The 19,516-nt window shown below is 69.2% G+C and carries 17 protein-coding genes and 1 tRNA gene; 11 read left to right on the forward strand and 7 right to left on the reverse strand.

What is annotated here, in order from left to right:
• Positions 1–17: 17 nt before the first annotated feature.
• Genes BLV94_RS39710 through BLV94_RS39720 form a run of 3 tightly spaced genes read right to left on the reverse strand, consistent with a single transcriptional unit; the run spans position 18 to position 3,075 of the window.
• Complete coding sequence (locus tag BLV94_RS39710; RefSeq protein ID WP_072946177.1) at positions 18–1,025, reverse strand: NADP-dependent oxidoreductase; 1,008 nt, start codon at positions 1,023–1,025, stop codon at positions 18–20.
• Between the two features lie 5 nt (positions 1,026–1,030).
• Positions 1,031–2,590, reverse strand: coding sequence for an AMP-binding protein (locus BLV94_RS39715; RefSeq protein ID WP_072946068.1), 1,560 nt, complete (start codon positions 2,588–2,590; stop codon positions 1,031–1,033).
• Between the two features lie 5 nt (positions 2,591–2,595).
• Positions 2,596–3,075, reverse strand: coding sequence for a MaoC family dehydratase (locus BLV94_RS39720; RefSeq protein WP_072946070.1), 480 nt, complete (start codon positions 3,073–3,075; stop codon positions 2,596–2,598).
• Positions 3,076–3,235: 160 nt separating this feature from the next.
• Between BLV94_RS39720 and BLV94_RS39725 the strand changes: the two genes are divergently transcribed.
• The 10 genes from BLV94_RS39725 to BLV94_RS39770 are packed head-to-tail and all read left to right on the forward strand — an operon-like array spanning position 3,236 to position 13,763.
• Positions 3,236–4,054 carry an SDR family oxidoreductase gene (locus tag BLV94_RS39725; RefSeq protein ID WP_072946072.1) on the forward strand — a complete coding sequence of 273 codons (819 nt, stop codon included), beginning with the start codon at positions 3,236–3,238 and terminating at the stop codon, positions 4,052–4,054.
• Positions 4,051–4,863, forward strand: coding sequence for an enoyl-CoA hydratase-related protein (locus BLV94_RS39730; protein WP_072946075.1), 813 nt, complete (start codon positions 4,051–4,053; stop codon positions 4,861–4,863). Before BLV94_RS39725 ends, BLV94_RS39730 begins: the two co-directional genes overlap by 4 nt.
• Positions 4,850–6,100, forward strand: coding sequence for an acyl-CoA dehydrogenase family protein (locus BLV94_RS39735; RefSeq protein ID WP_072946077.1), 1,251 nt, complete (start codon positions 4,850–4,852; stop codon positions 6,098–6,100). The genes BLV94_RS39730 and BLV94_RS39735 overlap by 14 nt, the downstream gene beginning before the upstream one ends.
• A 1-nt stretch (position 6,101) precedes the next feature.
• Positions 6,102–6,884 (forward strand): SDR family oxidoreductase, encoded by a 783-nt coding sequence (locus BLV94_RS39740; protein ID WP_072946080.1) that lies wholly within the window; start codon positions 6,102–6,104, stop codon positions 6,882–6,884.
• Positions 6,877–7,911 (forward strand): phosphotransferase family protein, encoded by a 1,035-nt coding sequence (locus BLV94_RS39745; protein ID WP_072946082.1) that lies wholly within the window; start codon positions 6,877–6,879, stop codon positions 7,909–7,911. The genes BLV94_RS39740 and BLV94_RS39745 overlap by 8 nt, the downstream gene beginning before the upstream one ends.
• 17 nt (positions 7,912–7,928) lie before the next feature.
• Positions 7,929–9,119, forward strand: coding sequence for an acyl-CoA dehydrogenase family protein (locus BLV94_RS39750; protein ID WP_072946084.1), 1,191 nt, complete (start codon positions 7,929–7,931; stop codon positions 9,117–9,119).
• Positions 9,116–10,216 carry an acyl-CoA dehydrogenase family protein gene (locus BLV94_RS39755; protein ID WP_072946086.1) on the forward strand — a complete coding sequence of 367 codons (1,101 nt, stop codon included), beginning with the start codon at positions 9,116–9,118 and terminating at the stop codon, positions 10,214–10,216. Before BLV94_RS39750 ends, BLV94_RS39755 begins: the two co-directional genes overlap by 4 nt.
• 35 nt (positions 10,217–10,251) lie before the next feature.
• Entirely contained in the window at positions 10,252–11,235 is a 984-nt protein-coding gene (locus BLV94_RS39760) for an NADPH:quinone oxidoreductase family protein (RefSeq protein WP_072946088.1), read from the forward strand.
• Positions 11,236–11,262: 27 nt separating this feature from the next.
• The gene (locus tag BLV94_RS39765) at positions 11,263–12,051 is read left to right on the forward strand and encodes a RhlG family 3-oxoacyl-ACP reductase (protein WP_072946090.1); all 789 of its coding nucleotides are present in this window, start codon (positions 11,263–11,265) and stop codon (positions 12,049–12,051) included.
• 53 nt (positions 12,052–12,104) lie between these two features.
• Positions 12,105–13,763 (forward strand): AMP-binding protein, encoded by a 1,659-nt coding sequence (locus BLV94_RS39770; RefSeq protein WP_072946092.1) that lies wholly within the window; start codon positions 12,105–12,107, stop codon positions 13,761–13,763.
• Between the two features lie 10 nt (positions 13,764–13,773).
• Here the strand turns inward: BLV94_RS39770 and BLV94_RS39775 are convergent, their stop codons facing one another.
• Positions 13,774–14,934: a N(5)-(carboxyethyl)ornithine synthase gene (locus BLV94_RS39775; RefSeq protein ID WP_072946095.1), complete on the reverse strand. Its 1,161-nt coding sequence runs from the start codon at positions 14,932–14,934 to the stop codon at positions 13,774–13,776.
• A gap of 208 nt (positions 14,935–15,142) precedes the next feature.
• Positions 15,143–15,218: transfer RNA gene (locus BLV94_RS39780), tRNA-Arg, on the reverse strand.
• 166 nt (positions 15,219–15,384) lie between these two features.
• Here BLV94_RS39780 and BLV94_RS39785 point away from each other — a divergent pair.
• A complete protein-coding gene (locus BLV94_RS39785) occupies positions 15,385–17,787 on the forward strand; it encodes a phosphoketolase family protein (protein WP_072946097.1) in 2,403 nt (800 codons plus the stop codon).
• A gap of 9 nt (positions 17,788–17,796) precedes the next feature.
• Here the strand turns inward: BLV94_RS39785 and BLV94_RS39790 are convergent, their stop codons facing one another.
• A complete protein-coding gene (locus BLV94_RS39790; protein ID WP_072946100.1) occupies positions 17,797–18,531 on the reverse strand; it encodes a DUF305 domain-containing protein in 735 nt (244 codons plus the stop codon).
• Positions 18,524–19,444: a DUF3105 domain-containing protein gene (locus BLV94_RS39795; RefSeq protein ID WP_072946102.1), complete on the reverse strand. Its 921-nt coding sequence runs from the start codon at positions 19,442–19,444 to the stop codon at positions 18,524–18,526. The genes BLV94_RS39790 and BLV94_RS39795 overlap by 8 nt, the downstream gene beginning before the upstream one ends.
• Between the last annotated feature and the right edge of the window lie 72 nt (positions 19,445–19,516).

A 19,516-nucleotide genomic window follows, 5' to 3' on the forward strand; every position in this document is an offset into this window, starting at 1 on the left:
GTCGCGGGAGGAGGAGTTCAGCTGATCTTCAGCACCAGCTTGCCGGTGTTGGCGCCGTCGAACAGCAGATTGAGGGTGCGGCCGAACGCCTCGACGCCCCCGGTCTCGACCTGCTCACGGGTCACGATCTCCCCGGCCCGGATCCACTCCGACATCGCCTCCATGCCCTCGGGGAACCGGTCGAGGTAGTCGAACACGATGAACCCCGTCATCGACGCACGGTTGACCAGCAGCGACAGGTACCGGGACGGCCCGGGCTGCGGGTCGGTGGCGTTGTATCCGGAGATCGCGCCGCACAGCGCGACCCGGGCGTTCTTGCGGAGCCGGGCCAGCGCGGCGTCGAGGATCTCCCCGCCGACGTTGTCGAAGTAGATGTCGATCCCGTCCGGTGCGGCGGCGCGCAGCGCCTTCCCGACCGATTCGGACTTGTAGTCGATCGCCGCGTCGAAACCCAGATCCTCGGTCAGCCACGCGCACTTCTCGGGGCCGCCTGCGACGCCGATCACCGTGGCGCCCTTCAGTTTGGCGATCTGCCCGGCGATGCTCCCGACCGCTCCCGCCGCGCCCGAGATGAGCACGGTGTCGCCCTTCTCCAGTCTGCCGACGTCGGTGAGGCCGAAATACGCGGTCATGCCGGGAAATCCGAGTGCGCCCAGCCACGTCGGTGCCGGGGCGAGCGACTCGTCGACGGCGAGCGCGCCGCGGCCGTCGGAGAGCGCGTACTCCTGCACGCCGAACTGCCCGGACACGAGCTGTCCTTCGGGGAACTTCGCGTTCTTCGACGCCACCACCCGGCCGACGGCGTGGGTGCGCATCACCTCGCCGATCGCGACCGGCGGCACGTACGACTTCACGTCGTCGAGCCACCCGCGCATCGCCGGGTCGAGGGACACGTAGTCCACCTTCACGGTGAATTCGCCGTCCGAGGGTTCGGGTATCGGTTCCGACGTGATCTCCCAGGTGGAGTCGTCGGGACGGCCGACCGGACGCTTCGCCAGTCGGACCTGCCTGTTCACGGTTGTCACGGTGTTCACCTTTCGGGTACTTCTGCGGTCAGTGCGTCGTTTCTCAGTGCGGTTCTGTCGATCGACCGTTTGAGGATCTTTCCGGTCGACCCCTTGGGAAGGGAGTCGACGATGGCGACGATCCGGGGAATCTTGTATGCGGACAGCCGTTCCCGGGCCCAGCCGGTCAGTTGGGCGCCGTCCAGCCCGGAACCGGGGACAGTGGCCACGACCGCGGCCACCTCCTCGCCGTAGTGATCGTCGGGGACGCCCACGACGGCGGCCTCGAGGATGTCGGGGTGCGTGTACAGGACCTCCTCGATCTCACTCGGGTACACGTTGTAGCCGCCCCGGATGATGAGGTCCTTCACCCGATCGACGATGCGCAGATCCCCGTCCGCATCGATCTCGCCCAGGTCCCCGGTGCGCAGCCAGCCGTCCGGGTCCAGGACGGCGGCGGTGTCGGACGGCCGGTTCCAGTAGCCTTTCATCACCGTCGCACCCTTCACGTACACCTCGCCGACGGTCCCGGGCGGGCAGACGAGCCCGTCGTGGTCCCGCACCTCGACCGCAAGCCGGGGCACCGCGCGACCCGTGTAGCCGATCTTCCCGCCACGGTCGATGTCGTTGAACGTGCCGAACGCGGTGGTCTCGGTGAGCCCGTAGCCCTCGAGGATGGTGCACCCGAAGCGGGACTCGAATTCGCGGGCTACCTCGCCCGGCAACGACGCGCCCCCGGAGATGGCGATGCGCAGTTGTGTGAAGTCCTGCGAGTCGGCGCCGTCCGCGGCATGCAGCATGGCGTTCCACATCGTCGGCACACCGGCCATGATCGTCAGGCGGTCGCGCCGGAGCAGGGCGAGCATCGCCGCCGGATCGAACCGGGCCAGCAGCGTCAGCGACCCACCCCCGGTGAACGTCGCCATCATGACCGAGGCCTGGCCGAACACGTGGAACAGCGGAAGTCCGGTGCCGGTCCGGTCTTCGCTCGAACCGCGACTGCATTCGGCGCCGATCTCGCCGCCGGACAGCAGGTTCCCCACCGTCAGCTCCGCGCCCTTCGGCCGCCCGGTGGTACCGGACGTGTAGAGGATGGCGGCGGTGTCGTCGCGATCCCGCCGGGCGACGGCAACCGGCTCGGTGTCCGGCGACACGCTGTCCGGGGTGAGCGTCCAGACCGGGATGTCCAGCGCGGCGGCCGCGTCGGCGACCGCCGGCCCGAGTTCGTGCCACACGATGGCGAGTGCGGCGCCGGCATCGGTGAGGACGTACTCGGTCTCGGGCCGGGTCGACATCGTGTTCACCGGCACCACGACGCACCCCGCCGCCTGAATGCCCAGGTACGCGACCACGAACTCGGGCACCGAGGGTGCGGCCAGAAGGATTCGGTCGCCGGGGGACAGGCCCGCTTCCGTGAGCGCTCCCGCGTACCGGGTGCTCGCGGCGCGCAACTGTCCGTAGGTCAGGGTGCTGTCCGCACCTCGCAGCGCGATGTTGTCGGGAGTGGTGTCGGCGTGGCGGGACACCGGATCGAGCACATTCGCCCGTGAGTAGTTGTCAACCGCGGGCGGTTCACAGGTGCTCACGGCTGCTAGCCGGCCTCGACGACGCGGGCGACGGACTCGGACACGACCACCGGTTTGTCGGAGCCCTCGCGCTCGACGACCTGGGACATGGTCACCTGGATGCCGCCCCCGACCTGTTCCGCGGATTGGATGGTGGCACGCATCCGGATGCGCGAACCCACCGGCACCGGCGCGGGGAAGCGGACCTTGTTGTAGCCGTAGTTCAGGCTGTGGGCGAAACCGTCGAAGCGCAGCAGGGTCGCCGACAGGGCCGGTCCGAGGGACAGGCTGTAGAGGCCGTGCGCGATGGTGCCGCCGAGCGGGCTGGCGGCGGCGCGCTCGGTATCGATGTGGATCCACTGGTGGTCGCCGGTGGCGTCGGCGAAGGCGTTGACGCGTTCCTGGGTGACGTCGTGCCAGTCGGTGGGGCCCAGCTCCTTGCCGATCAGCGCTGTGAGCTCGTCGAAGCTCGCGGGGCGAACGGGCAGTGCGGTGGTGTCGGTCATCTGTCTCCCTCGATTCCGGGTGGTGCAGGGCCTGGATGTGTCACGTTGGCTGCATCGGAAGTCGTGTGTTGCCGACCCCAGACACTTGAACTTGACGACGGATTCAACTATACAAAAGAGAGACGCGAGTCACAACGCACGGCGAAGGAGAGGACACCTCGTGAAGGTTGCACAGAAAGTCGCCATCGTGACCGGCGGTGGAGGCGGAATCGGCGGGGCGATCGCGGACCGTCTCGCCGAACAGGGCGCCAAGGTGCTGGTCGCCGATCTCGACCCTGACGCCGCCGCCGCCGTCGCGGACGGCATCAACGCCCGCCACCCGGGATCCGCCGTCGCCGAAGGTGGCGACGTCGCGGACGCCGATCAGATCCGGCGCATCATCGACCGCGCGGAGACCGAGTTCGGGCCGGTCGATCTCTACTTCGCCAACGCCGGCATCGCGGGAGCGCCCGGCCTCGACGCCGGCAACGCCGACTGGGACCTCGCGTTCGACGTCAACGTCCGCGCCCACATCCGCGCCGCCCAGCAACTCGTGCCGAAATGGATCGCGCGCGGCGAGGGCTACTTCGTGTCGACCGCCTCCGCGGCCGGGCTCCTCACCCAGATCGGCTCGGCGACCTACGCGGTCACCAAACATGCGGCCGTCTCGTTCGCCGAATGGCTGTCGGTCACATACGGGGACGACGGGGTTCGCGTCAGCTGCCTCTGCCCGATGGGAGTCGAGACGAAGCTGATGCGCTCCGGTGAGAACTCGGGCGATCCCCTCGGCGTCGCTGCCACGAAGGCCGTCGTCTCGGCGGGGGAGGTGCTGCAGCCCGGGCAGGTCGCCGACATCGTGCTCGACGCCGTGGACCGGGAGACGTTCCTGATCCTGCCCCACGAGAGCGTCCTCACCATGTACCGGCAGAAGGGGTCCGACTACGACCGGTGGCTGCGCGGAATGCGCCGCTTCCAGAGTTCGCTGCTGGAGCACGCGTGACCGGCGAGCCCGCAGACCTGGTCCTCGCCGAGCGGCGCGGACCGGTCCTGGTGCTGACGTTCAACCGGCCCGGCAAGCTGAACGCCTGGACCGACGACCTCGAGGACCGCTACTTCACGCTGCTCGTGGACGCCGAGGACGACCCGGACGTGCGCGCGATCGTCGTGACCGGCGCCGGGCGCGGGTTCTGCGCCGGTGCCGACCTCGGCCGCCTGCAGGCCGTCGGTGACGCTTCCGACGCGGACCTCTTCCGCCCGCGCCCCCGCGACCTTCCCGCGACGCTGCGGAAACCGCTCATCGGGGCGATCAACGGGGTCGCGGCCGGACTCGGCATGGTGGAGGCCCTCTACTGCGACGTCCGGTTCGCGTCCGCATCGGCACGGTTCACGACCGCGTTCGCCAAGCGCGGGCTGATCGCCGAATACGGTATCTCCTGGCTGCTGCCCCGACTCGTGGGACGCAGCCGGGCCACCGACCTGCTGCTGTCGAGCCGCATGGTGGACGCCGAGGAGGCGCTGCGCATCGGACTCGTCGACCACCTCGTGCCGGACGGTTCGGTCGTCGACGCCGCGGTCGCGTATGCCGCGGACCTGGCGGCGCACTGCTCGCCGACGTCGATGGCCGTCATCAAGGACCAATTGCACAGCGATGCGGACGGCACCTACGCCGAGTCCGTGGCCCGAGCGGAAGGCCTGATGTTGCAGGCGTTCCGCGGGGCCGATCTCGTCGAGGGCATCCAGAGCCACCTCGACAAGCGCACACCCGTGTTTCCCTCACTACCCGTCAGGAGTTCCCATGTCCCTGTTTGACATTTCCGCACGCGCCCAGCAGTTGCAGGTCGATCTGCTCGAGTTCATGGATTCGCACGTGTATCCGGCGGAGGCGGTGTATGAGGAGCAGATGCGGGAGTCGGGGGATCCGCATTTCCAGCCGCCGGTTCTGGAGGAGCTCAAGGCGGAGGCGCGGCGCCGGGGGTTGTGGAATCTGTTCCATCCGCACCCGGGCACGGGCGCCGGGTTGACCAACCTCGAGTACGCCCCGTTGGCGGAGATCATGGGGCGCAGCCACATTGCGTCGGAAGCGTGCAACTGCAATGCGCCGGACACGGGCAACATGGAGGTGCTCGAGCTGTTCGGCACGGCCGAGCACAAGGAGAAGTACCTGAAGCCGCTTCTCGACGGGACGATGGCGTCGGCGTTCGCGATGACCGAGCCCGCGGTGGCGAGTTCGGACGCGACCAACGTGGAGTTGTCGATGGTGCGTGACGGCGACGAGTACGTGCTGAACGGCCGCAAGTGGTTCGCGTCGAATGCGTTGCACCGCAACTGCAAGGTGCTGATCGTGATGGGCAAGACGGATCCGTCGGCGGCGCCGCACCGGCAGCAGTCGATGATGGTGGTGCCGATCGATGCGCCCGGGGTGACGGTGATGCGGGGGCTGCCGGTGTTCGGGTATCAGGACCGTGAGGGGCACGCGGAGATCGACTTCGCGGATGTGCGGGTGCCGGTGACGGACGTGCTGAAGGGCGAGGGCGAGGGCTTCGCGATCTCCCAGGCGCGGCTGGGGCCGGGCCGGATCCACCACTGCATGCGGGCGATCGGGATGGCGGAGCGGGCACTCGAATTGATGTGCCGCCGCGCGTCGTCGCGGGTGACGTTCGGGAAGCCGGTCAGTGAGAACGCGAACATCCAGGACTGGATCGCGGAGGCGCGCATCGAGATCGAGATGATCCGGTTGCTGACGCTGAAGGCGGCGTATCTGATGGACACGGTGGGGAACAAGGAGGCGCGGACGGAGATCGCGGCGATCAAGGTGGCGGCTCCGAACATTGCGCTCAAGATCGTGGACCGGGCGATTCAGGTGCACGGCGGTGCGGGCGTCACCGACGACTTCCCCCTCGCCATGGCCTGGGCGCACCTGCGCACCCTGCGCCTGGCCGACGGTCCCGACGAGGTCCACAAGCGCGCCATCGCGCGGCAGGAACTGCGGCAGTACCGCGACGCCGCCCACGCTTCCACCAACGGTCACAAGGTTGCGGTGAGCTGACATGGCCGGACTCGACCTCACCGGACGCACCGCGATCGTCACCGGCGCCTCGCGGGGTATCGGCCTGGCCGTCGCCCGGGCCCTCGCGGCGGCCGGTGCCGACGTGGTGCTCACCTCACGCTCCCAGGAATCGGCCGACGCCGCCGCGGCGCAGGTCGGGGGCACCGCGATCGGCGTCGCCGCGCACGCCGTCGACGAGGAGGCCGCCCGGCGCTGCGTCGACACCACCGTCGAACGCTTCGGCAGCCTGGACATCCTGGTCAACAACGCGGGAACGAACCCCGCCTTCGGACCGGTCATCGACCAGGACCACGCACGGTTCGCCAAGACCTTCGACGTGAACCTGTGGGCGCCGGTGCTGTGGACCGGCCTCGCCACGAAGGCGTGGATGGGCGAGCACGGCGGCGCCGTGGTCAACACCGCGTCCATCGGTGGCATGGCGTTCGAGGCGAACATCGGCCTGTACAACGCGTCGAAGGCCGCGCTGATCCACCTCACCAAGCAACTGGCACTGGAACTCTCACCGAACGTGCGGGTCAACGCCGTCGCTCCCGGTGTGGTGCGGACCAAGCTGGCCGAGGCGCTGTGGAAGGACCACGAGCAGGCCGTGTCGGCGTCCACGGCGCTGGGACGGATCGGCGAACCCGAGGACATCGCGTCCGCGGTCGCGTTCCTCGTGTCCGATGCCGCGAGCTGGATCACCGGCGAAACCATGGCGATCGACGGCGGGCAACTGCTCGGCGACGCAATCCCGTTCCGGCAGGGGGCTCAGCTCGGTGTCTAGCGTGGACGTCGTCGGCATCGACAGCGAGGCCGTGAGCCGCTGGATCGGCACGCTCGGCATCGACACTGCCGGACCGCTGACCTTCGACCGGATCGGTCTCGGCCAGTCGAACCTCACCTATCTGGTCCAGGACCGGGCGGGTGGCAGATGGGTGCTCCGGCGCCCACCCTTCGGGCACCTGCTCGCGTCGGCCCACGACGTCGCCCGCGAGGCGCGGATCCTCTCCGCCCTCGAGGACACCGCGGTGCCCACCCCACGGGTGTTCGGGCTCACCGACGACCCGGACGTCACGGAGGTACCGCTGCTGCTGATGGAGTTCGTCGACGGACAGGTCGTCGATCGCATGTCGATCGCGGAGTCCCTGACCCCGGAACGTCGCCGGGCGATCGGCCTGTCGCTGCCGCGGACGCTGGCGAAGATCCATGCGGTGGACCTCGAGAGCACCGGTTTGACCGACCTGGCCAGCCACAAGCCGTACGCGCAGCGTCAGCTCAAGCGGTGGTCGGGTCAGTGGGAGAAGTCGAAGACCCGCGAGCTGCCCGCCCTCGACGACCTGACCGGACGGCTCACCGACTCGGTGCCGGAGCAGCGGGAACTGACCCTCGTGCACGGCGACTTCCACCTGCGCAACGTCATCACCTCCCACGCGACCGGGGAGGTGACCGCCGCCCTGGACTGGGAGTTGTGCACGCTGGGCGACCCGCTCGCCGACGTCGGCAGCCTGCTCGCGTACTGGCCGGAGCCGGGTGAGACCACCGGCGGCGACTTCCCGGCGTCCACCCTCGACGGTTTCCCGGACCGGGTGGAGATCGCCGGGGTGTACCTCGACGAGACCGGACGCGACCCGAAAGCCCTGGCGTTCTGGCACGTCCTCGGCCTGTGGAAGGTCGCGGTCATCGCGGAGGGCGTCATGCGCCGCGCCCGGGACGAACCGCAGAACAAGGCGGCCGCGGGCACCCCGACCGTCGAGCGCATCGACGACCTCGTGGCCAAGGCGTGCGACATCGCTGCCCGGGCCGGAATCTGACCGAAGGACTGAGGACGATGAGCACTGACGAACAGGCGATCGCACGCGACCTGAGCGGCCGCATCGCGACCCTCCTGGAACAGAACGACCAGTCGGATCCGGCCCGGTTCCTCGGGGCCCGATTCGACGCCGGCCTCGCATGGGTCCACTTCCCGCCCGGGCGCGGCGGTCTGGGTCTGCCGCAGAGCTTCCAGGCGCAGGTCGACGCCGAACTCGAGGCCGCAGGGGCGCCCGGCCCGGCGAAGAGCCGCAACGGGATCGGACTGGGCATGGCCGCTCCGACCATCGCCGCGTTCGGCACCGACGAACAGCAGCAGAAGTACCTTCGGCCGATCTTCACCGGCGAGCACATCTACTGCCAGCTGTTCAGCGAACCGGGGGCGGGTTCCGACCTCGCCGCCGTCGCGACGCGAGCCGTCCGTGAGGGTGACGGCTGGACGGTCAACGGGCAGAAGGTGTGGACATCGGGGGCGCAGAACGCGCAGATGGCCATCCTCGTGGCCCGCACGGATCCGTCGGTGCCCAAGCACGCCGGGCTCACCTACTTCCTGTGCGACATGAGCGATCCCGGAATCGACGTCCGGCCGCTGCGGCAGATCACCGGTGAGGCCGAGTTCAACGAAGTGTTCCTCACCGACGTCCACATTCCCGATTCCGATCGGCTCGGCGATGAGGGACAGGGCTGGCGGGTGGCCACCGCGACCCTCAACAACGAACGGGTCGCGATCGGCGGTTCCGCGGCCGCCCGCGAGAGCGGCATGATCGGACCGGTCGCCCGCGCCTGGCGCGAACAACCCGAGCTCCGCGACCCCGCGATGCACGACGAACTGCTCCGGCTGTGGGTCGAAGCGGAAGTCGCCCGGCTGACCGGCGAACGGCTGCGGCAGCAACTCGAGGCCGGGCAGCCCGGCCCCGAGGGATCCGGCCTGAAGCTGGCCTTCGCCCGGCTCGCGCAGACCATCTCGGGTTTCGACATCGAACTCCACGGTGAGGCCGGGCTGCGCTACGACGACTGGAGCATGCGCCGCCCGGACAAGGTCGACTTCACCGGCCGCGAACCCGGATACCGGTACCTGCGCGCGAAAGGCAACTCGATCGAGGGCGGCACGTCCGAGATCCTGCGCAACGTCATCGCGGAACGCGTCCTCGGCCTCCCGCCGGAGCACCGCGTCGACAAGGACATCGCCTGGAAGGACCTGCCCCGATGAACACCGCAGATCTGCTGTACTCCGACACGGAAGATGCCCTGCGCGACAGCGTCCGCCGGCTGCTCGCCGACCGCTGCGCGCACGAGCTGGTCGTCGGGGCGTACGACGGGACGCCCGCCGACTTCTCCGGGGTGTGGAAATCGCTCGCCGTCGAACTCGGCCTGGCCGGCCTGCTCGTCCCCGAGGAACTGGGCGGCGCCGGGGCGAGCGCACGTGAGGCCGCGGTGGTCATGGAGGAGATCGGGCGCGCCGTCGCACCCGTCCCGTACCTGTCCAGCGCCGTACTCGCGACGGTCGCGCTGCTGAAGGCGGGCGACACCGAGACGGTCGGCGCACTCGCCGACGGCACCACCACCGGTGCGCTCACGGTCGGTCTCGCGACCGCACCGGGACTGTTCACCCCGACCGTGCGCCGGGAGGGCGACGCTCTGACCGGCACCGTGACCAGTGTCGCGGGCGTCTCGGAGGCCGACATCCTGATCGTGCCGGTCGAGGGTCCGGGGGGACTCGAGCTGCACACGGTGCCCGCCGGCACCGCCGGTGTCACGGTCACGCCCGTGCTCGCGCTCGACATGACCCGGCCACTGTCGGACGTCGCGTTCGACGCCGCAGCGTCCATCCGCATCGACGACGGCAACGCCGCGGCGGCGGTCCGGGAGGCCCTCGTTCTCGGCGCCGCACTGCTCGCCTCCGAGCAACTCGGGCTGGCGCAGTGGTGCTTCGAGACGACGCTGGCGTACGTCAAGGACCGAACCCAGTTCGGCCGGGCCGTCGGGTCGTTCCAGGCGATCAAGCACCGCCTCGCCGACCTGTGGCTCGAAGTGACGTCCGCGGCCGCCGCCGCCCGCTACGCCGCCGACACCGCCGCCCGGGGTGACGCCGACGCCGAGGTCGCGGCCGCCGTCGCGCAGGCGTACTGCAGCGGGGTCGCGGTCCACGCCGCGGAGGAGTGCGTTCAGTTGCACGGCGGGATCGGCATGACCTGGGAATACCCCGCCCACCTGTATCTGAAGAGGGCGAAAAGCGACCAGTTGGCATTCGGCACCGCCTACCGTCACCGCGCGCACCTCGCCGGCCTGATCGACCTGCCCGCGTAACCCGGGCCCCACCACCGACAGTCAGGAAGCAATCCATGAAGGCATGGCGTGTCCACGAACTCGGCGAGCCGCGCACCGCGCTGCACCTCGAGGAGGTCCCGGACCCCACGGCAGGCCCGGGGCAGGTGCTGGTCCGGGTCCTCGCCGCACCGGCGAACTTCCCCGACGTGCTGCTGTGCCGCGGCGAATACCAGATCAAGCCGCCGCTGCCGTTCACGCCCGGAGTCGAGCTGTGCGGCGAAGTGGTCGCGGTCGGTGACGGCATCACCCGCTTCGCCGCCGGCGACCGGGTGATCGGCAACCCGAACCTGCCCGGCGGCGGATTCGCGCAGATGGCCGTGATGGACGAGGCCAACACGTTCGCCGCCCCGTCCGCGCTCGACGACGCGGAGGCGTCGGCGTTGAGCATCGGCTACCAGACGAGCTGGTTCGCACTGCACCGCCGCACCCAGCTGAAGCCGGGGGAGACTCTGCTCGTCCACGCCGCCGCGGGCGGAGTGGGCAGCGCCGCAGTGCAATTGGGCAAGGCCGCGGGAGCAAAGGTGATCGGCGTCGTCGGTGGCGCCGACAAGGTCGAGTACTGCCGCCGGCTGGGGGCAGATCTGGTGATCGACCGGCACACCGACGATTTCGTTCCGCTGGTGAAGGAATTCACCGGCGGACGCGGCGCGGACGTCGTCTACGATCCGGTCGGCGGCGACGCCTACGCGAAGTCCACCAAGTGCATCGCGTTCGAGGGCCGGATCCTGATCATCGGTTTCGCCGGCGGCACTATCCCGACACCCGGTCTCAATCACGCCCTGATCAAGAACTACTCGATCATCGGACTGCACTGGGGTCTGTACAAGCAGTACAACCAGCAGGCGATCGCCGACTGTCACGAGGAACTGACCCGCCTCGCCGAGTCCGGGGCGATCACGCCGCTCATCAGCGAGCGGCTCTCGCTCGCGGACGTGGCCGACGGCATCGGCAGGCTCGGTGACGGCAGCACCGTCGGTCGCCTCGTCTTCCAACCCTGAAGTCTTCCAACCCTGAAGGGAACGCACATGGACGTAGGTTCGCTGTTCGACGTCGCAGGCAAGACCGTGGTGGTCACCGGAGGTTCGCGGGGTATCGGCCGGATGATCGCGCAGGGATTCGTCGAGGCCGGGGCGACCGTGGTCATCTCCGCCCGCAAGGCCGAGGCGTGCGAGAAGGCCGCGGCCGAACTGTCCGCCGCCGGGCCGGGGACGTGCCACGCGCACCCCGCCGACCTGTCCACCGAGGAGGGGATCGAGGGACTCGTCGCACGGGTCGCCGAGGTGTCGCCCCGGCTGGACGTCCTGGTGAACAACGCCGGCGCGACGTGGGGTGCGCCGGTCGACGAGTTCCCCGCCGCCGGGTTCGACAAGATCTTCGACATCAACGTCAAGGGCGTGTTCCTGCTCACCCAGGCGTTGCTGCCGAGTCTGCGGGCCGCGGCGACGGACGAAAACCCCGCCCGGGTGATCAACATCGGGTCGATCGACGGACTCGTGGTGTCGGGTACCGAGAACTTCTCGTACGGGGCGAGCAAGGCCGCGGTCCACATGCTCACCCGCAAGCTCGCCGCGGCGCTGGCCGTCGAGCGGATCACCGTCAATGCCATTGCGCCGGGTCCGTTTCCGAGCAAGATGATGGCGTTCATCCTCGACGACCCGGAGCGGAAGGAGGCGGTCGAGGGATCGGTGCCGCTCGGCCGGGTCGGAACACCGGAAGACGTCGCCGGCACCGCGATCTTCCTCTCTTCGCGCGCCGGGGCCTACCTCACCGGCACCGTCGTCCCCGTCGACGGCGGGATCTCGGGAACACGCTGAAGCAGCACGTCACACAGTCGGACACGGAACGAGCGAGAGGCGGCACGGCGACGATGAGCTGGTACGACGACAGGCCCTGGATGAACCGGTACGACGAGAACACGCGTTCCGTGGGGGAGATCCCCGCCCGGACAGCGCTCGACATGTTCTCGGCCGCGGTCGAGTCCGCCCCGGACGGGCCCGCCGTCCGGTACCTCGGCGGTACCCTGAGCTACCGCGAGGTCGACGAACTCAGCGACGGTGTGGCCGCATACCTCGCGGAGAACGGATTCGGGAACGGCGACCGGCTCGCGATCTACCTGCAGAACGTCCCGCAGTTCGTGCTGGCGTTGATCGGCACGTGGAAGGCCGGCGGGGTCGTCGTCCCGCTGAACCCGATGTACCGGGACGAGCTCGCCCACATCCTCACCGACGCCGGAGTCACCGCGATCGTGTGCAGCGAGAACGCGTGGGCCGATCGGGTGGGGGAGCGGGCGTCCGCCGACGGCGTGCGGATCGCGCTGACCGCCAGTGAACTCGACATCCAGACGTCCGGCGACCCACGGGTGTTCGGGGGAGTGACCCGGGCGCGCGCCGAGGGCGTGCCGGACCTGCTCGAGGTGGCCCGGGCGCGCGCGGGGGCAGACGTACCCGATCCCGGTCTGGTCCCGGACGACATCGCGCTCGTGTCCTACACGTCCGGAACGAGTGGAGTCCCCAAGGGAGCGACCAACACCCACCGGAATCTCACCGTCAACAGTTCGATCCTGCGCCTGTACGAGAGCAAGCCCGCCGGTTCGCCGATCTTCGCGCTGGCGCCGCTGTTCCACATCACGGGCATGGTGTGCCAGTTGCTCACCGCGATCGACCTGGCGTCGCCGCTGATCCTCGCGTACCGGTTCGACGCAGGGGTCCTGCTCGACGCCCTCGAGCGGGAGCGGCCGGTGTTCATGGTCGGCCCGTCCACCGCCTACATGGCGCTGATGGCCCACCCCGACTTCTCCGGTGAGCGCTTCGCCTCGCTGGAGGCCGTGATGTCCGGTGGCGCCCCGCTGCCGCCCGCCATCGTCGAACGGTTCCGGGAGCTGACCGGAAAGTACATCCGCAACGGCTACGGGCTCACCGAGACCAGCGCGCCGTGCGTCGTCGTCCCGCCGAACCTGGAGGCGCCGGTCGATCCGTCGTCCGGCACGCTGGCGATCGGCCTGCCGCTGCCCTCCGCCGTGATCCGGATCGTCGGGGAGGACGGCGCCGACCTCGACCCACTCGAAGTCGGGGAGATCGCCGTCGACGGACCCATGGTCGTGCCCGCGTACTGGAACAAGCCGGACGCCACGGCGCAGTCGCTGCCCGGCGGCCGGTTGCTCACCGGCGACGTGGGATTCATGGATGCCCAGGGCTGGGTGTACGTCGTCGATCGCAAGAAGGACATGATCAACGCGTCCGGTTTCAAGGTCTGGCCGCGTGAGGTCGAGGACGTCCTCTACCGGCATCCCGCCGTCCGGGAGGCGGCCGTCGTCGGCGAACCGGACAGCTACCGCGGCGAGACCGTCGCAGCGTTCGTCAGCCTCCGCCCCGGGCAGACGGTCGAGACGGACGACCTCGTCGAGTACTGCCGGGAGCGGCTGGCGAGCTACAAGGCCCCGAGGCGCGTCGAAATCGTCGACGAACTACCCAAGACGGCCAGCGGAAAGATCCTCCGGCGCGAAATGCGCCGCAGCGCCCCGGCCTGAGCCCGGTCGATCAGGCGACGACAGGGTGCGGGTACTCCGCCGCGCGGTGCTGGAACGACAGGATCCTGGGGTTCTGCACCACTCCGTCGCGGATCTCGACGGCCCGCAGGATGGTGTCGCTGCGGTCCCAGGCGGCGGGTCCGTCGAGGACCGTCCCCAGGTGGGGGAGCAAGGCCTCGCTGATCTCCCAGGTCGCCGAATTCCACAGGTGGGACGGGCTGTGATCGACCGCGTAGTAGCGGACGTTCTCACCGATCATGAACGTCGGATCGGCGAACGACGTGGGCCGGGCCCAGCTGAAGCCCATTCCCTCGTCGCAGGACACATCGACGACCAGGCTGCCGGGCAGGAGGGTCTCGACGTCCGAGTCGATCAGGAACGTCAGCGGCGACTCCGTGTCCTGCAGGACGCAGTTGACGATGATGTCGTGCCGGGCGAGGAACCCGGCGAGCGGCATCCGGCCCTCGTCCGTGGTGACGTGACTGCGGCGCGGATCGGCGTCGTCGTGATCGAACTGCACGATCTCCGCGGAGTGGATCGGCGAGCTCACGGCGGTGACCCCGCGCTGGGTGACGACGTGGACGTCGTGGATGCCCAGGGCGTTCAGTGCGGTCACGGCGCCGCGGGCGGTCGCACCGAAGCCGAGTACCACCGCGCGGAGGCGGCGACCGTAGTCGCCGGTCGAACCCGCGATCGACAGCGCGTGCAACACCGAGCTGTATCCGGCGAGTTCGTTGTTCTTGTGGAAGACATGGAGCTGGAACGACCCCTCGGCGCTCCAGTGGTTCATGGCCTCGAACGCGATCAACGTGAGGTGACGATCGACGGCCACCTGGGTGAGCTCGGTGTCCTGGACGCAGTGCGGCCACCCCCACAGGATCTGGCCGTCACGCAGGTCCGCCAGATCCTTCGCGAGAGGTTTGGGCAGCAGGAGGACGTCGGAGTGCTCGATCAGCTGCTCCCGGGTGCGCAGTCCTCCCACCGACGGGGCCAGCTGCTCGTCGGACACGCCGAAGGGTTCGCCGTAGCCGTACTCGAGATGGATGCGCCCGCGGAGGTCGGCGTCGATCCGGTCGAAGTGGAGCGGATGGATCGGGAGCCGGCGTTCGTCGGTCTTACTCGAACGCGCGACGACGCCGAGGGTGAGTGGATGAGAGCGGTGTTGCTGCACAGGGGTGTCCCTTGGTCGACACTGCCGGAGAGAGTCTTCGGCAGAGAGTTGTTGCCGCGGAACCTGCAATGGAGGAGGCCAGCGTTCGATCGATGTGCGCGGCATCTGCCGGCGCGGCTGCAGCTCTCGACAAGGCCCGAGAAGACACTCGGGGAAGACTGGTAGCACCAGAGAAAACTGCGCCGCGGCAATGCGGCGCATTTTCTCGTGGTGCCCCCGGCAGGATTCGAACCTGCGACCTTTCGCTCCGGAGGCGAACGCTCTATCCCCTGAGCTACGGGGGCGCACCGGAAAACCGGTGTGCCGATTGGGCTGGCCAATGGTAGCGCATAGGTGGGGGGATCGACCAAATCGGTCCCCCTACTTCGTGGACTCGCCCCGGTAGAGGCCCGAACACGCCTAGTGTCGGGAGGACGTGGACGCTCGCGAACTCTTGGGGAGGGGTCGAGAATGACCGATGTACGGCAGCCGGGGTCGCAGGATTCCGACAGGCACTATTCCGATGCCGACCTCGAGTCGGACCTGCGGTGGTGGGCGGCGGCCAACTACCTGACGGTCGCGCAGATCTACCTGCAGGACAACACGCTTCTGCGGGAGCCGTTGCGCCCGGAACACATCAAACCCCGGCTGCTCGGGCACTGGGGAACGAGTCCGGGGCTGTCGATGATCTACGCCCTGCTGAACCGTCTCATCCGCCGGACCGACACCGATTGTCTCTACGTGACCGGTCCCGGTCACGGTGGTCCGGCGCTCGTCGCCGCCACGTACCTGGAGGGGACGTACTCGGAGGTGTATCCGGGCGTGTCCCGCGACGCCGCCGGTATCCACCGGCTCTGCAGGCAGTTCTCGACGCCGGGCGGCATCCCGAGTCACGTCAGCGTGCAGACTCCGGGCAGCATCCACGAGGGCGGCGAACTCGGCTATGCGCTCGCACACGCCGCCGGGGCGGCGTTCGACCACCCGAATCTGTTGGTGGCGTGCGTGATCGGAGACGGAGAGGCGGAGACGGGACCACTGTCCGCGTCGTGGAAACTGCCCGCATTCCTCAATCCGGAACGCGACGGTGCGGTGGTGCCGATCCTGCACGTCAACGGTGCGAAGATCGCCGGGCCCACCGTCCACGGCCGCAGCAGCGACGCCGACGTCGAAGCGTTCCTCGGCGGTCAGGGGTGGGCGCCGGTCGTCGTCTCGGGCGACGACCCGCGGCAGGTCTTCCCCGCGCTGCATCGCGCGCTGACCGACGCCCACACCGCGATCTCCGACCTTCGGCGGGAGGCGCGGGCAGGCAGGCGCAGCGCCGCCAAGTGGCCGGCGATCGTGCTGCGGACCCCCAAGGGCTGGACCGGTCCGCACACCGTCGACGGCGTGCTCGTCGAGGGCACGCACCGGGCGCACCAGGTTCCGCTGTCGGGGGTCCGCACCGACGAGGCCCATTTGCGTCAACTCGAGGAGTGGATGCGGTCGTACCGCCCGGACGAACTGTTCGACTCGTCCGGCGCACTCGTGCCGGACCTCGTGCGGCTCGCGCCGCAGGGCGACAAGAGGATGGGTTCGTCGCCGTACGCGAACGGCGGCCGCCTGCGCGCGGATCTTCCGGTACCGCCCCTGGAGAAGTACGCGCTCCCGATCGAGAAACCCGGCACCACCCACCACGAGACCACCCGGGTGCTCGGGGAACTGCTCCGCGACCTCTACGCCGCCACCACCACGCCCGACGGCGGTGGATACTTCCGGTTGTTCTGCCCGGACGAAACGTCCAGCAACCGATTGGGCGCCGTCTTCGAGGTGACCGACCGGTGCTGGCAGCTCCCGGTCACCGACTACGACGACGGACTGTCGGCCCGTGGCCGGGTGATGGAGGTGCTCAGCGAGCACCTCTGCGAGGGCTGGCTGGAGGGGTACCTGCTGTCGGGGCGGCACGGACTGTTCGCGAGCTACGAGGCGTTCGCGATGGTGAGCGTGTCGATGCTCGTCCAGCACACCAAGTGGCTGCAGCATGCGGTGGATCTGCCGTGGCGCGCGCCGGTGGCTTCGCTGAACGTCCTGCTGACCAGCACCTGCTGGCGCAACGACCACAACGGGTTCAGCCACCAGGGGCCGGGAATGATCGACGCCGTCATCCCACTCGCACCGGACGTGGTCCGGGTGTGGCTCCCACCGGACTCGAACACCCTGCTCTCGATCGCCGACCACTGTCTCCGCAGCACCGATCACGTCAACCTCGTCGTGGTCGACAAGCAGCCGCACCTGCAGTACCTGACCCTCGCGGAGGCGCACGCGCACTGCGCGGCCGGGGCGTCGGTGTGGGAGTGGGCGGGAACAGAGTCTTCTGCGGGCACCGAACCGGACGTCGTGCTCGCCGCCGCCGGGGACGTCCCGACCCAGGAAGTTCTCGCCGCAGCGCAGTTGCTGCGCGAACACACCCCGGAACTGGTCACCCGGGTGGTCAACGTCGTCGACCTGATGGGGCTGCTCACACCCACCGAGCACCCGCACGGGTTCGACGCGCGCACCTTCCTCGACCTCTTCACCGCGGACACCCACGTGGTGTTCGCGTTCCACGGGTACTCGCGCGCCGTCCACGAGTTGATGCACGGACGTCCCGCACCGGACCGCTTCCATGTCCGCGGCTTCAGCGAACAGGGCACCACGACCACACCGTTCGACATGGTCGTGCTAAACCGGATGAGCCGCTACCACCTCGCCCTCGCCGCGCTGCGCCGCACGCGGCGCGAACCGGCCGGTGCCACGGAGTTGGCCGACTTCTGCCTCCGGCAACTCGAACGGCACGGCGAATACGTCGTCGCGCACCTCGAGGACATGCCCGAGGTGCGCGACTGGACGTGGTCGTGACGCCGGACGTCAGTTCATCGGCAGGGGAGCGGCGCCCTTCGCGGTGAGCATGTTCGTCATCACCGTCGCTTCGCTCTGCTGGGTGTCCACCATCGTCTGCGCGAGGCTGCGGACCGCGTCTTCCGACGCGTGCTGGGCCGCGTACTCCATCATCGGGAGCCCGCCCTGGTGGTGCCGCAGCATCAGCTGGAGGTACAGGACGTCGACGGCCGGGCCGGTGGCCTGACGCAACGCGGCCATGTCCTCCGAGGACGCCATGCCGGGCATCTTCGACATCGACTCCATGTGCGTGTTCTCGGCGGTCCCGTGGGTGTGACCGTCCGAGTGGTCCGACTCCATCCAGCCCATGTAGCCGCCGGACGGCAGCGCCGGTTGATCCCACAGCGCGAGCCAGCCCTGCATCTGTCCGAGCTGGTTCTGCTGTGTGGTGAGGATGTCGTATGCGAGGCTGCGGACCGCCGGGTCGGTGGCATTGGCCAGCGCAATCGCCGACATCTCCACCGCCTGGCTGTGATGCACGCTCATGTCCTGCGCGAATCCGACATCGACGGAACCGGCCTCGGGGACCGGGGTACCGGAGTCCTCGAGCGGAAGCCGGGCGAGGAACCCGAGCGCGAATCCGAGGGCGATGGCGCCGATCAGCCCGATGACCAGGAGCGCTGTGCGCTGACTGGGCCGGGCCGGGGTCGCCTCGTCGACGGAATCGGTCTCGGGTCCGTGCCCGGTGTCGGCGGAACTAGCCATTGCCGCCCTCGGCCGGGGCCTGCTGCAGATCGGACGGTAGCTGCAGGTCGGACGGGAGCTGCATGCCGCTCGGCAGCTGCGCTCCCGCGCCGCCGGATTCCGACTGGTCGGGGTTGATACCGCCACCGTCCATCGGCACCGCGTCCGCGCCCGGCGTGGACGGGTCGAACGGCGGCGGGTTGTCCGGGTCGAAACCGGAGCCCGGGATGGACGAGCAGCTCGCGCCGACCTCGGGATACGTGTTCTTGTTGATCCGCAGCGCGGTGATGAACTGGTCGATGCGCTCGTCGTCGACGCTGTCCACCTTCAGCTGGTGGCCCCACGACTGCACGGAGACGGGGCTGTCGAGGCCCGGGTACGGCGACAGCAGCGTGTACGTCTCGCCGTCCACCTTGTCCTTCAGCGTCTCGACCTGGTCGGCGGACAGCTCGTCCGGGTTGTAGGCGATCCACACGGCGCCGTGCTCGAGCGAGTGCACCGCGTTCTCGGTGCGGATCGCGTTCGGGTAGACCGTGCCGGTGCACGTCGCCCAGATGGCGTCGTGCGGGCCGCCGAACGGCGGCGACTGGTCGTACGCGACGCGCTGCGTCGGCTGGATGTGGATGCCTGCCGGGTAGTCGACCTTCACGACGCCGTCGATGTTGACCGACGGATCGGGGTTCTCGGCGCTCGGCGCGTACTTCGCGGCCTCTTCCTTGGCCTGATACTTGGGAACCAGGTTGATCGCGAGGACCGCCACGAGCGCGAGAACGGCCGCTCCGGCACCGATCGTCAGCCACGGGATGTTCCGCGGAGCGGACGCGCCGCCCTTGACTTTCGCGCCGCCGCTCTTCTTCTTGGCGGCCTTGATGGCCTTCGCCGACTTCGCGCCCGAGTTCTTATCGGGACCGCGACTTTCCGAACCGCTTGGCATCGATTGTGATCTTTCGGTGTGTGGGTTACGGGCGCTCGACCCCCCGGTGACCGGGAGCTGAGAGCCGGGACT

Source organism: Rhodococcus koreensis (assembly GCF_900105905.1).
GTDB lineage: Bacteria > Actinomycetota > Actinomycetes > Mycobacteriales > Mycobacteriaceae > Rhodococcus_F > Rhodococcus_F koreensis.

Coding starts and splice junctions, on each gene's coding strand:
- BLV94_RS39790 (WP_072946100.1), bottom strand. CDS start 18,531: ATGGCTAGTTCCGCCGACACCGGGCACGGACCCGAGACCGATTCCGTC.
- BLV94_RS39760 (WP_072946088.1), top strand. CDS start 10,252: ATGAAGGCATGGCGTGTCCACGAACTCGGCGAGCCGCGCACCGCGCTG.
- BLV94_RS39750 (WP_072946084.1), top strand. CDS start 7,929: ATGAGCACTGACGAACAGGCGATCGCACGCGACCTGAGCGGCCGCATC.
- BLV94_RS39720 (WP_072946070.1), bottom strand. CDS start 3,075: ATGACCGACACCACCGCACTGCCCGTTCGCCCCGCGAGCTTCGACGAG.
- BLV94_RS39785 (WP_072946097.1), top strand. CDS start 15,385: ATGACCGATGTACGGCAGCCGGGGTCGCAGGATTCCGACAGGCACTAT.
- BLV94_RS39765 (WP_072946090.1), top strand. CDS start 11,263: ATGGACGTAGGTTCGCTGTTCGACGTCGCAGGCAAGACCGTGGTGGTC.
- BLV94_RS39755 (WP_072946086.1), top strand. CDS start 9,116: ATGAACACCGCAGATCTGCTGTACTCCGACACGGAAGATGCCCTGCGC.
- BLV94_RS39740 (WP_072946080.1), top strand. CDS start 6,102: ATGGCCGGACTCGACCTCACCGGACGCACCGCGATCGTCACCGGCGCC.
- BLV94_RS39770 (WP_072946092.1), top strand. CDS start 12,105: ATGAGCTGGTACGACGACAGGCCCTGGATGAACCGGTACGACGAGAAC.
- BLV94_RS39735 (WP_072946077.1), top strand. CDS start 4,850: ATGTCCCTGTTTGACATTTCCGCACGCGCCCAGCAGTTGCAGGTCGAT.
- BLV94_RS39795 (WP_072946102.1), bottom strand. CDS start 19,444: ATGCCAAGCGGTTCGGAAAGTCGCGGTCCCGATAAGAACTCGGGCGCG.